11 protein-coding genes and 1 tRNA gene are annotated in these 11,460 nt (G+C 53.2%); 2 read left to right on the forward strand and 10 right to left on the reverse strand.

Going from position 1 to position 11,460, the window contains the following annotated elements:
• Window positions 1-25: 25 nt before the first annotated feature.
• On the reverse strand, window positions 26-1,060 hold the full coding sequence (gene hemE / locus CLV80_RS07100; RefSeq protein ID WP_106356360.1) for a uroporphyrinogen decarboxylase: 1,035 nt from the start codon (window positions 1,058-1,060) through the stop codon (window positions 26-28).
• A gap of 81 nt (window positions 1,061-1,141) precedes the next feature.
• On the opposite strand from hemE, the gene hemC reads away from it, so the two are divergent.
• Complete coding sequence (gene hemC, locus CLV80_RS07105; RefSeq protein WP_106356362.1) at window positions 1,142-2,083, forward strand: hydroxymethylbilane synthase; 942 nt, start codon at window positions 1,142-1,144, stop codon at window positions 2,081-2,083.
• Here hemC and CLV80_RS07110 read toward each other — a convergent pair.
• From CLV80_RS07110 to CLV80_RS07125, 3 genes are all read right to left on the reverse strand, one after another.
• A complete protein-coding gene (locus CLV80_RS07110; protein WP_106356364.1) occupies window positions 2,080-3,267 on the reverse strand; it encodes an MFS transporter in 1,188 nt (395 codons plus the stop codon). The genes hemC and CLV80_RS07110 overlap by 4 nt on opposite strands.
• On the reverse strand, window positions 3,264-4,676 hold the full coding sequence (locus CLV80_RS07115) for an FAD-binding oxidoreductase (protein ID WP_106356367.1): 1,413 nt from the start codon (window positions 4,674-4,676) through the stop codon (window positions 3,264-3,266). Before CLV80_RS07115 ends, CLV80_RS07110 begins: the two co-directional genes overlap by 4 nt.
• Before the next feature lie 1,853 nt (window positions 4,677-6,529).
• A tRNA-Met gene (locus CLV80_RS07125) sits at window positions 6,530-6,606 on the reverse strand.
• A 157-nt stretch (window positions 6,607-6,763) separates the two neighbouring features.
• Between CLV80_RS07125 and uraH the strand changes: the two genes are divergently transcribed.
• Window positions 6,764-7,108, forward strand: a complete 345-nt coding sequence (gene uraH / locus CLV80_RS07130) for a hydroxyisourate hydrolase (RefSeq protein WP_106356372.1) — start codon at window positions 6,764-6,766, stop codon at window positions 7,106-7,108.
• On the opposite strand, the gene CLV80_RS07135 is transcribed toward uraH, so the two are convergent.
• From CLV80_RS07135 to CLV80_RS18435, 6 genes are all read right to left on the reverse strand, one after another.
• Window positions 7,105-8,070, reverse strand: a complete 966-nt coding sequence (locus CLV80_RS07135) for an aldose epimerase family protein (protein WP_106356374.1) — start codon at window positions 8,068-8,070, stop codon at window positions 7,105-7,107. The two genes, uraH and CLV80_RS07135, sit on opposite strands and share 4 nt — an antisense overlap.
• Window positions 8,071-8,133: 63 nt before the next feature.
• Window positions 8,134-8,958: an SMP-30/gluconolactonase/LRE family protein gene (locus tag CLV80_RS07140; protein WP_106356376.1), complete on the reverse strand. Its 825-nt coding sequence runs from the start codon at window positions 8,956-8,958 to the stop codon at window positions 8,134-8,136.
• Window positions 8,955-9,560, reverse strand: a complete 606-nt coding sequence (locus tag CLV80_RS07145) for a 2-dehydro-3-deoxy-6-phosphogalactonate aldolase (protein ID WP_106356379.1) — start codon at window positions 9,558-9,560, stop codon at window positions 8,955-8,957. Before CLV80_RS07145 ends, CLV80_RS07140 begins: the two co-directional genes overlap by 4 nt.
• A 130-nt stretch (window positions 9,561-9,690) precedes the next feature.
• Window positions 9,691-10,563: a dimethyl sulfoxide reductase anchor subunit family protein gene (locus CLV80_RS07150; RefSeq protein ID WP_106356381.1), complete on the reverse strand. Its 873-nt coding sequence runs from the start codon at window positions 10,561-10,563 to the stop codon at window positions 9,691-9,693.
• Complete coding sequence (locus tag CLV80_RS07155) at window positions 10,563-11,312, reverse strand: 4Fe-4S dicluster domain-containing protein (RefSeq protein ID WP_106356383.1); 750 nt, start codon at window positions 11,310-11,312, stop codon at window positions 10,563-10,565. Before CLV80_RS07155 ends, CLV80_RS07150 begins: the two co-directional genes overlap by 1 nt.
• The gene (locus CLV80_RS18435) at window positions 11,309-11,458 is read right to left on the reverse strand and encodes a hypothetical protein (RefSeq protein WP_165793342.1); all 150 of its coding nucleotides are present in this window, start codon (window positions 11,456-11,458) and stop codon (window positions 11,309-11,311) included. The genes CLV80_RS07155 and CLV80_RS18435 overlap by 4 nt, the downstream gene beginning before the upstream one ends.
• Window positions 11,459-11,460: the final 2 nt, after the last annotated feature.

The following is an 11,460-nucleotide window of genomic DNA, read 5'->3' on the forward strand; positions in this document are numbered from 1 at the left end:
GCGCAGCGTCAGAGGCAATTGCAGCCTAGCCACCGCGCACAGTGTCTATCATCAGTTGGACGTTGTCTGGGTTTGCATCAGGTGTGATCCCATGCCCAAGGTTAAAGATATGTGGACCTTTGCTAAAGGCATCGCAAATACGGCGCGTTTCGTTGACCAAATCTTGGCCGCCTGTGACCATGTGTGATGATTTCAAGTTGCCTTGAACGCAGCCGTCAACTTGTACATGTTCAGCGGCCCACGCCGCATCAACGCCGTCATCCACCGCGACACAATCAGCGCCTGTTGCAGCGTGAACGCCCGTATATCTTTCGCCTGCACCGCGTGGGAAGGCGATGACCGGAATGCCGGGGTGCTTTTCGTTCAGCGCCGCAGTGATCCGCTGCATCGGTTTGATTGAAAATTCGGTAAAGTCTTCGCCTTGTAGCGATCCTGCCCAGCTATCGAATAGTTTCACGACTTCGGCGCCTGCTTCGATTTGCTTGGACAGATAAGCGATAGTGCCTTCGGTGATCCGGTCCGTGATACCTTCGAAAACCGCACGGTTTTCTGCCTTAAGCGCGTGGGCTGGTCCTTGATCTGGGGTGCCTTGGCCGGCGATCATATAAGTTGCGACTGTCCATGGTGCCCCGGCAAAACCAATGAGCGTCGTTTCCTTTGGCAATTCTTGCGACAGGATTTTGACGGTTTCATAAACAGGGTTCAGCGTATCGTGGATGGCCTCAAGGGGTTTAAGCTGGGCCAGTTCATCCGCGCTGGTGATGGTCGACAGCCGTGGGCCTTCGCCAGTAACGAACCAAAGGTCCGCACCCAATGCTTGGGGCAGCAGCAGAATGTCTGCGAACAGGATCGCGGCATCAAATCCGTAACGGCGAATTGGCTGAAGCGTGACTTCGGCCGCGAGTTCAGGATTGTAGCACAGCGACAAAAAGTCGCCCGCCTGCGCACGGGTTGCTTTGTATTCTGGCAGGTATCGTCCAGCCTGACGCATCATCCAAATGGGTGGGGTATCCAAAGTTTCACCCGCAAGGGCGCGAAGGATGGTTTTTTGCTGCGTCATAGGGTGGTCCTTTATATTGCAACGGTGGTCCCAATTGCATGGCTTATTGTCAAGCTAGATCGCGGTCGCTAACAAACCACCATGACATTTGAAATGCCCACACCCGCCCAGACCTTTAAGATCGGAACCCGTGGTTCGCCGCTTGCATTGGCGCAAGCGCATGAGACGCGCGACCGCCTGATGGCAGCGTTCGATCTGCCCAAGGATGCGTTTGAAATCTGCGTGATCAAGGTCACTGGTGACCAGATCCAAGATAAGCCCTTGCGCGAGATCGACGGTAAGGGGCTATTCACCCGCGAAATCGAAGAAGCATTGTTGGATGGCGGTATCGATATCGCTGTGCATTCAACCAAAGACATGCCCGTCGCACAGCCGGGTGGGCTTGTGATGGATACGTTTTTGCCGCGCGAAGATGTCCGTGATGCGTTTGTTTCGCTCAAGTACCAAAGCCTGTCTGACCTGCCTGACGGGGCCGTTGTTGGTACATCCTCAACCCGTCGCCGGGCGCAGCTTGCAGCGCGCTTTCCAAAGCTGAAAGTGGTAGAGTTTCGTGGCAATGTTCAGACCCGCCTTAAGAAGCTGGCTGATGGTGTGGCCGATGCAACGTTCCTTGCGACTGCGGGTTTGCGCCGCTTGGGCATGGATGACGTGGCTTACACCCCAATTTCACCTGACGATATGCTACCTGCCATCGCGCAGGGTGCGATTGGGATCGAACGGCGGCTAGAGGATGCGCGTGCCCAAGCCATGCTTGCTGCCATTCACGATGAGCCGACCGGCCATCGCATCGCAGCAGAACGTGCTTTTCTGGGGCGTCTGGATGGATCGTGCGAAACGCCGATTGGGGCGTTGGCCGAACTTGATGGTGATCAGTTACGCCTGCGCGGCGAGATCCTAAGCGAAGATGGATCGCGCGTTCTAACGGACGAAGCGACCGGGCATGTCGCAACTGGCCCTGATATGGGGAACGCGATGGCGCTGCGATTGTTGTCTCGTGCAGGGCCTGATTTCTTTACGCACTAAGCGTTCTGACGGTCGAGCCACAAAAGACTAACCGCGCCAGCGACAATCACAAACGCCCCCATTAATGCAGCGAGGTGGTAACCGCCGAGCCACGTGCCGAGCGCAAAGATCAGGGCAGCCAGTCCTTCGGAGACAAGCCGTTGTAGTGCGACCAGAGATGCACCAGCGCCTGCGCGTGAGCCTAGTAGGTCCTGAAGGTATGTGATGGTCAGCCCGTACAGCAAGCCCCCACCAATCGCGACTGGTAGGATTAAAACCCAGACAAGCGCGAATGGCGCAAGCACTGGCAGTAGCCCAAGGAAAACCGCATAGAATGCTGCGCCCATAGCGATGATATGTAGGCGACGCATATAACGAAGTAACGGGCTTACCGTGAACATCACGACCACTTCTAGCGCGACAAATGTCCCAAAGAACAAACCAACATCACCCGGTCCGCGCCCGCTGGCCTCGCTAAACACAAGCGCAAGTAACACGCCCATCAGCGTTGAACCTGTATGGATCGCGCCCATCCAAAACAGCCGCCAAACGATATTGGACGCCAAAACCTCGCGTAGGGATTGGGTAAAGCTGAGCGTGGATTTTTCTTCTGTCCATGGGGCGTTAGCGTCTGCGGGCCATTCAAAATAGACCAGCGCGGTCATGGCGAGCATGATCAGAAAAACAACCGGGTAGAGCGTGGTCAGTTGAACGCCACTGTCAAACGCCCATCCCCATATGGGGAGGACGATGATAAATGGCACGGCAAATAATGCGCGTATCGTTGATGTCAGGCTATCACGTGTCGATGCGGGTAAATGCGACGTGTATAGGCGCATGACAGCGAAGACTTGGCCAAAGATGGTCCCACCCAACGGCATGATCAGCACATGTGCGATTAAGAATGCGGTGAGGTTGCCAAATGTCCAAACTAGGAAAAGTGCAAAACAGATTGCGCCCATAGCGATAAGAGCAAAGACGCGCCTTAATGGGTGCCGGTCCGTCAAAATGCCGACCCCAACAGAGGTTGCCACCGAAACCAGCAAGGTAGCGGTCATCTGTAGCGCAAACATTTGGTCGCTAAGGCCGAAAAATGTGATCCCTAGTAACGAAACATAGGGTGCGAACGACGCAACGAAGACGCCAAAAAGCACGGCGCACGCGCTGAAAAATCGTAGCGTGCGATTATGCCATAGCTGCATCATGTCGGTGGGATTACCTTACCGGGGTTTAAGATGCCTTTGGGATCTAATGCAGCCTTGATCGCGCGCATTGCATCAAGCGCGACGGGGTCTTTGCGGCGGCGCATCGTGTCGAGCTTGGAAATACCGACGCCGTGTTCTGCACTGAATGACCCGCCCAATTCTTGCACGACATCTTCGACAGCTTCGACCATGGCTTTCATTGCATCAGGGTCGTTGCGGCTAACGAATGTGGTGTGGTGAATGTTGCCGTCACCCAAATGGGACACGATGACCTCGACACAGTTTGGATCGATTGCCTTTAGGCGTGGGGTGATTTCGCGTTCAAATGTCGCGACCTTGTCCAATGGTACGGCAATGTCAGTGTTCACAAAGGGATCACCCTTAACAAGGATTTCGCCAGCTTCTTCACGACGACGCCACATCTCTTTCCGTTGAGATTCGTTTTGGGCAATGACGGCATCAAGTACGCGACCATCCTCTAACATGGTGCCTAGCGCTTCTTCGAGATTCGCAACCACGGGTATTTGGCCGTCTGGGCCGGGCGTGGCGTCGCGCTGTGCTGTTGCACCGATTTCTATCAAGATATTAACGTCATAGCTGTTCTCGAATGGGGGCTTTGCTCCTTCCATGATCGCGACGTGACGGTCGATATAGTTGCGGGGCATATATTCGAACGCCTCGACTGCGCCGCCAGTGCTGTCTTGCATGGTGTGTAGCAATGACAGGGCGTCATCTAGCGATGGTACTGCGATCATGGCTGTCGCATAGGCGCGGGGCTTTGGCTTTAGCTTCATGACCGCTGCGGTGATGATGCCCAATGTCCCTTCGGCCCCGATCATCAGGTGGCGTAGGTTAAGGCCAGAGTTATCTTTGTGCAGTGCGCTCATCAAATTCATGATGCGACCGTCGGCCATGACGATTTCTAGTCCCAAACACAAATCGCGGGTGTTGCCATAGCGCAGAACGTTTGACCCACCAGCGTTTGTGGAAAGCACACCACCGATCATTGCCGATCCCCGTGCACCAAATGTCAGCGGAAAGATAAGATCATGCGCGTCAGCCGCGTCATGCAAGCTGGATAGAATGACGCCAGCGCCAACAGTCGCAGTGCGGCCCGCGACGTCGATGTCATCGATTTTGTTGAGGCGATCAACTGACAAGACCAGAGCATCAGTCGCCAAGGTCGCCCCAGTCAGCCCCGTATGCCCGGACACAGGAACCACAGGCGTTCCCGTAGCATAAGCGAGCTTCATAATCGCGGAGATTTCTTGTGCAGAGCCGGGGCGTAGAACGGCCAATGGTGCGCCTTTGTATTGACCGGTCCAATCCGTCGCATAGGGGGCAGCATCCGTCCCTGTTAGTACGCGGTTGCTCCCGATAATGGCGGCGATTTCATTGCAAATATCCATGCATAAGTTCCTTCCCTCGTCACTACGAATAGCTAGCGCTAAACGCCGGTCAACGAAAGGTGGAGATGTGTCATGGAAAAGTTGTGGTTTATTGATCCTGACCTGTTGTGCCGGGGGTGACACTAATTGTTACGACAAACGTCAAAAGCAGGCACAGAGCGACAGTAATCGTAAGTGGGACCCACCCATTGATCACAATCATTTTGAAGAGAACCATCGCTAATGCCGCTCCTGCGGCCGCTCTGGCCCAAACAAATAGTATTAGCCAAAACCCGATGACCATAAGGCCTTTAAAGTAGTTTGCATCAAAGAGCGGGCCAAACCCTGACGGTTCGAGGAGGATCGTTAATGAAGCGATCGGGGATGCGGGTATATTATAAATGCCAATAAAGCTAATTGCGCAAAGAATGAGCCCTGAAATGGTGCACGCAATATATGAAACGTAGTTCATGCAAAAACCTGCGGAAATGAATAAATTATTGTTGGTGCAAGGTAGGGTATTTCTTTAAGTAAATAAACCCTTGTCAAAATTAAAATTAAAAATCAGTTTATTAGCTGATATTTCGGTGTGTGCGACGCAATTTTCATCACTCTGCATGCGATGGTCGCAATGCTAAGCCATAGTGGGGGTGATTGCCCAAGATTTTAACGTCTTTTAGTGGAGTGATCCGGAATGTGCTGGATTAACGGATGCTTAGATAATCATGTTTTGTTCTATACTTGACCAGTGTGCGGCGCTTTTTCTTATTATAGATTAACTATTAAAGCTCATATCTAGCGTGCTCCGGGCTTGTAATTGTCCAATGCTAAAGCTGTCAGTTTTATTGTGTGATTGTCGATCTATTGTTTATATAAAATCAATTAATGATTATTATTGTTGTAATTTAAAATGGTAAAGTGTGTTTTTTTGATTAGGTGGATGATTGTACGTTTCTTATTAGGGTTGTCTGTTTTTGCAGCGAGGAAAGGCTGCATTTGCGCCATTCCGCGCATTCTTAACAATCAATTGTACGGCCGCCTGACCACGCGCATTTGAGAGAGGAGAGCCGATAACAACTACAACACTTAACAAAGCAATCAATACAACATCTAACATTCGGCTCTCGCTTCTCTTTCTTGCAGCGCTACAAACATGCCGCATTCAACCTTATGGAGATATATCTACCGTATTTTCACGTTAATGAAATATGCCCTTAAGTGCAGTCTGTCGGTATCCGTACTACTCAGACTATCCGTTCGGGTAGGATTGCGAATATCGATTGCAAAATTGTTGCAATAAAAAGTTTTTAAGTCGTGAATGACGGGTGGTTTTGTTTGTTGCGCGATAGGCTTTTACGCGGCGCAGTTGCGTTTGCCTCTTGCTGCAAAAAAGTGTTGCTAAACGGCAAACGAAGTCTCTGCAGCATATCTAATTTTTCAGGTAATGATCGTGCTGCAGCTGCTGATTTTCAAGCGTTGCTGAGACCACAGAAGTGAATGCTAAATTAGCTCCGGTTTGGAAGCTGAATCCGCCGCGCATAAAGTTTCACAGTGTTCTGGAGCCAATCTACAGCGGCCTTTCCACGTGCGTTTGAGAGCGGAGAGCCGATAATAACTACAACACTTAACAGGGCAATCAGTACAACATCTAACATTCGGCTCTCGCTTCTCTTTTTTGTGGCGTTAAAAACATGCCACGCTCAACTTTACAGATACATACTTGCCCGATTTTTCCCGTCAGCGAAATATGCGCTTAAGTACAGTGTGTTAGTATTCGTACTAATAGCCCTATCCTTTCGGATAGGTTTATCATGCACAGCATCAATTCGCTGCAGCACGGGCTGAGTCTTCTTGAGAGGAAGTGAGATTGGTGGTGGTGGCGTGAGGGAGACTTGAACTCCCGACCTAACGATTATGAGTCGTTCGCTCTAACCAACTGAGCTACCGCGCCTAACCACGAAGGACCGATTAAGCAATGGGGCGCGGGGTGTCAAACCGATTCTTGGTGCATTTGTCGGATTTTTGTCCTGAACCTTCAGTGCGGCGAAAATCGCGTGACAATGAAGGTCGTTTTTTGCAACATCCTCAAAGGCTAACGAGGGTAAAATATGACCGGTTTTCTGACCACACACGTTCTTGACACAGCAAGCGGCCTGCCGGCGGCTGGGATGACCGTTGATCTTTATTGTTTGGACGATGGTCAGCGCGAACATGTAGTTACGATGGTGACCAACGGTGATGGCCGCACAGATAGCGCCATCTTGCCCGCTGACACGTTTAAAACCGGCAAGTACGAACTGGTTTTTCAAGCTGGCGCGTATTTTTCCCGAATCGAAGAAATCAGCTTCCTCGATGATATCCCGATCCGGTTTGGCATAAACGATCCAGCGTCACACTATCATGTACCGCTGCTGGTTTCTCCGTTCAGCTTTTCGACCTATCGCGGTAGCTAAGCGCTGAACGTCCACCGCGTTGTTTGGCGGTAGGGTGCATCAGGCGTGATGGCGATTGAGGGGAACGTACTATTGTTTGGCGCGTCGGGCCAGCGCTGAGGCTCAATCGCCAGTCCCTCATAGGTGCTTTTTCCGGGCCGTTGCGCGCCGCGCCCATCATAGACTTGAATGCCGGGCTCTGTTGTTGCGATGGTCATAGACACACCACTGGTCCCAGTCAGTGTAAGCACATCACGCAAATTCGTTGGGCTGTCGGAAAGGCAAAAGTTGTGGTCCAGCGCAGGGGAACCCTTATCAAAGCTGTGGGCTGTGCGGAAATCCATCTCGGTCGCAGTCACGTTTAGTTGGTCGCCGGTCGGTGCAGTCATGTCATTGATAGGCAGGTAACTGTCGGCTGCAATCTGCAGTGTGTGCCCTTCCCATGTTTCGGCCCCATCCATGTTCCAATAACTGTGGTTGGCAAAACTCATCACTGTTTTGGTGTCCGTACACCCTGTGACGTCAAGCGTGAGGCTGGCAGGCGCGGCCACAGTAAACGTGGCAGTGATTTTGCGCCTGCCGGGCAGGCCATTGACGCCGTCGCGTAGATCAAGCGTAAGCGTCACGCTGCTTTCGCTGCGTTCAGTAATTTCCCAGATTTGGGCATGTGTTCCGTCGCTGCCGGAATGAAGGTGACAGGTTCCGTTCTCGTTGCGCTCTAGTTCGTACATCATGCCTTCAAGCCGGACGCGTGCGTTGCTGATCCGGTTCGCGATCGGCCCAACCAGTGCGCCGTGATATCCCATGCCGTTTTGGTAGTCTGCCAAATTGTCAGAGCCGAGTGTCAACGGATGGGGGACACCTGCCAGACGTACATCTTGCACGATTGCGCCTAGCGTCAGGATGTTCACGGTTAGATCACCTGCGCTAAGCGTGACTTTTTCAATCGCGTCGCCGTTTTTCGTCGTGCCGAAGGCTGTCATGGAACAATCCTGTTTCGATCCGCTTGCGCGGAGTTTTGAGTATTTAGAGCAAGATGATGCGGTCTAGAGAATAACCCGATGTTCAGCTTGGCCTTTGATGTCGGTCTCGGTTTGGAAGGTTTTGCCGTTTGTGTCGTTGTCGGGCAGGCCTGTTGCGGCTGACGTACAAAACAGCGTTGACAGGTCTTTTCCGCCAAACGAGGGGCAGGTGGTTTGTGGGGCAGGGAATTCAAAGGCTTTGATAAAGGTGCCGTCTGGTTTGTAACCGGCGACACGACCGCGACCCCACTGTGCGTTCCACATGTTGCCGTCTTGGTCGATGACGGCGCCATCGGGCCTGTCATCCGTTCCGCGCAGGTCAAGGTGGAGTTCAGGCTCGCCGTTTGGCCAGCCGTCAGCATCGAGGCTGACACGCATGATTTTCTGAGTTGGGGTATCGGTGAAGTAAGCCGTTTTGCCATCGGGTGCAAAGCAGATGGCATTTGAGATCGTGATTGGCGTGAACAGCTGGCGCAGTTCACCTTTGTAGTAGCGGTAGATGGCGCCAGCGTTTTCTTCGGCGTTGATGCCCATGGTGCCGATCCAGAACCCACCCTGCGGGTCGGCGCGGCCGTCGTTGGAACGTGTGATGTTGTTGTCAGCGTCGAGCGCGCAGATTTCGCTATGCTCTCCGCTGGTGATATCGAAGCGATTGAGCGCCTTGGCAGAGGCAACGATCAGCGTGTCATCGTCTACCCAACTTGCGGCACTGACGTAAGTGTCGAACTGCCAATGCTTCCCTTTCGTGTGGAGCCGGTGCCCGAGGATATCGAACCAGAAAAGCTGATTGCGTGTTGGGTGCCAAAGTGGGCCTTCGCCAAGCTGGCATTGGATGTCGTCGAAAATCATGATGATGCCTCGTCAAATGCGGCGACAATGTCGATGGCGCGGGCGCTAATATCCGCAATCGACATGCCGGGTTTATAAAGTGCGGAGCCAATGCCGAATCCATCGGCGCTGGCGTCCAGCCATTGTTTGAAATTTTCAGGGCCTGCGCCACCAACGGCGTAGACGAGCGTACCTTGAGGAAGGACAGCGCGGAACGCTTTGATCCCGTCAGGACCGATCAGGTTTGCCGGGAATACCTTTAACCCATCTGCGCCTGCTTTGAGTGCTGTGAAGCATTCGGTTGGTGTCATGACGCCCGGCCAACTATGCATGCCTGCTGTTTTGCTGGCGAAGATGACGCGCTGATCGCAGTTTGGCGAAACGATGAGTTTGCCGCCCGCCTGGGCGACACGGCCAACATCGTCGGGCGATAGAACTGTACCGGCACCGATCAATGCCGTTTCGCCGTAGGCATCGGCCATTGCCTTAATACTATCGAACGGATCAGGAGAGTTGAGCGGGACTTCGATCTGGGTGATCCCCGCGTCGATAAGCGCGGCCGCCGCAGGTGCTGCCTCATTAGGTGATATGCCGCGCAAAATGGCGATGATGGGACGTTGCATGGAATATCCTTAAGTATGACAGATCGGCGTAGTGCGGTAACCCAATGGCGTGATCCGCCCCTAGGTTTTATCAGGCAAGAGTTTGGTAGATTACCGTGCCCTAAAGTTAAAGTGCGACTTGTCGCGTAATTCAACGTTTGCCGTAATATAGGCCGACGACGTGCTCTGTTTGGGCAAAGAACAGCCAGCGCAGGCAAAGGACCCCGGCAATGTGGCAAAGCACAGCAAGCGCCGCAAAGATGTGGTTAAACGGTAGGATGAACAGAATGATTGGGGCAATGAAGCCCAAGGCTGTCGCGATGATTTGCAGCCGTTTTGCGTGCTTGCGCCCTACAACGTAGATGAATTCACGCATGAGGTAGTTACTGCCAGTATGTGGTGGTTCAAACGCGCGGACCTTGCCGATGTGACCTAGCCCTGTGGCCGTTTGCATATCACTGCCCGAGTTAAGGAACCGCTGATCGCCGGCTATCCACGCATATGCCTGAAGCACGCCAGCCAAAGCCAGTAACACGATTGCATTGGTGACCTGACCGGCCAGCAATGCGCCGCCACCGAAGGATAGCCCCAAGAAGAGTACCGGTGTTGTCCAATGGTGCCAGCGGGGTACTGTCTTTAGCTGCGTATAGATCATTGACGTTGTGAATACGGTCGCGATTGCGCCGAACGCGCCAAGCCACCCGAGAAACGCGACGCGCGTTCCCGTAAATACCAAACCTGCACCGTAGATCGCCATGATCACCAAGGCGAGGACTGCGGCGATGCCTTCGCGGCTTAGCCAGCTTGTTTTCCATTGGCTGAATGCTTTGATGGCGCGTTCAGGGCGACCAAGGTGAAAGGTGGATGCAAGCAACCCACCGACCGCGCAAGCATAAGCGCTTGTGAACCAGATAAATGCCGATAGTCCCGTTGGTACGATTGCCCCGATGCCGAGCCAAAAAAGCAGCCCAAAGCCCAGACCTGAAAACGTGGTGAAAATGATAACCGATGGCGCTGGGTGCATTAATTGGTTCTCCCCGGCAGGGCAGACAGCGCCCGATCAAGCCACGCAACAAAACCTTTTCCGTTGTGTGCGACAGGTTCTAGATGCTGGGCAGGCACCGCCACGTCTTTGGGCCGTGGTGGTAGGTATTTGTTGACCGGCTTGGTGCCTAATTCTGGCATCAAATCAAACCCGCCGCGTTCGGCGACCAATTGCGAAACTTCACTTGTTTCATCCGCCAAGTCACCAAAATGGCGCGCGCCTGATGGGCAGGTCCGAACGCAAGCAGGTTGGCAGTCTTCCTCGGGTAGGTTTTCGTTATAGATACGATCAACGCAAAGGGTGCATTTCTTCATCACGCCCGCGTCCGCATCCAATTCGCGCGCGCCATAGGGACAGGCCCAAGCGCAAAGCCCGCAGCCGATACAGTCCTTTTCGTTTACCAACACGATGCCATCTTCGGACCGCTTATAACTCGCCCCGGTAGGGCAAACGGTCACGCAGGGCGCATCTTCGCAGTGTAAACAGGATTTGGGAAAGTGGACCAGTTGCGCTGGGCCCGCTTCGGGTTGGACTTCATAGGAATGTACCCGGTTGAGGAATGTTCCGGATGGTTCCGCGCCATACGGGTCTTGGTCAGATAGGGGCGCACCGTAGTTTTCGGTGTTCCAGCCTTTGCAGGACACAACGCAGGCATGGCAGCCCACACAGGTATCCAGATCAATGACCAACCCGAGCTTTTTGGCGGAGGGCGGAGGAAGTTGGGTCATGCGATGGCCCTTTCGATTTGTGCTGGCGTGAGCTGGCCAATCGGTTGTTCTTTGGCTGGATCCCATGTGACGATGAACCAGATAAAACTACCGAGTGTGAGCGTCACGAATGCAGCGATAAGGAGAAGTGTTTTTGTCTTGTTCATCG

The sequence above is a fragment of the Yoonia maritima genome, assembly GCF_003003285.1.
GTDB lineage: Bacteria > Pseudomonadota > Alphaproteobacteria > Rhodobacterales > Rhodobacteraceae > Yoonia > Yoonia maritima.

Excerpts from the sequence above, each read along its gene's own strand:
- hemE (WP_106356360.1), bottom strand. The coding sequence starts at position 1,060 with ATGACGCAGCAAAAAACCATCCTTCGCGCCCTTGCGGGTGAAACTTTG.
- hemC (WP_106356362.1), top strand. The coding sequence starts at position 1,142 with ATGACATTTGAAATGCCCACACCCGCCCAGACCTTTAAGATCGGAACC.
- CLV80_RS07110 (WP_106356364.1), bottom strand. The coding sequence starts at position 3,267 with ATGATGCAGCTATGGCATAATCGCACGCTACGATTTTTCAGCGCGTGC.
- CLV80_RS07115 (WP_106356367.1), bottom strand. The coding sequence starts at position 4,676 with ATGGATATTTGCAATGAAATCGCCGCCATTATCGGGAGCAACCGCGTA.
- uraH (WP_106356372.1), top strand. The coding sequence starts at position 6,764 with ATGACCGGTTTTCTGACCACACACGTTCTTGACACAGCAAGCGGCCTG.
- CLV80_RS07135 (WP_106356374.1), bottom strand. The coding sequence starts at position 8,070 with ATGACAGCCTTCGGCACGACGAAAAACGGCGACGCGATTGAAAAAGTC.
- CLV80_RS07140 (WP_106356376.1), bottom strand. The coding sequence starts at position 8,958 with ATGATTTTCGACGACATCCAATGCCAGCTTGGCGAAGGCCCACTTTGG.
- CLV80_RS07145 (WP_106356379.1), bottom strand. The coding sequence starts at position 9,560 with ATGCAACGTCCCATCATCGCCATTTTGCGCGGCATATCACCTAATGAG.
- CLV80_RS07150 (WP_106356381.1), bottom strand. The coding sequence starts at position 10,563 with ATGCACCCAGCGCCATCGGTTATCATTTTCACCACGTTTTCAGGTCTG.
- CLV80_RS07155 (WP_106356383.1), bottom strand. The coding sequence starts at position 11,312 with ATGACCCAACTTCCTCCGCCCTCCGCCAAAAAGCTCGGGTTGGTCATT.
- CLV80_RS18435 (WP_165793342.1), bottom strand. The coding sequence starts at position 11,458 with ATGAACAAGACAAAAACACTTCTCCTTATCGCTGCATTCGTGACGCTC.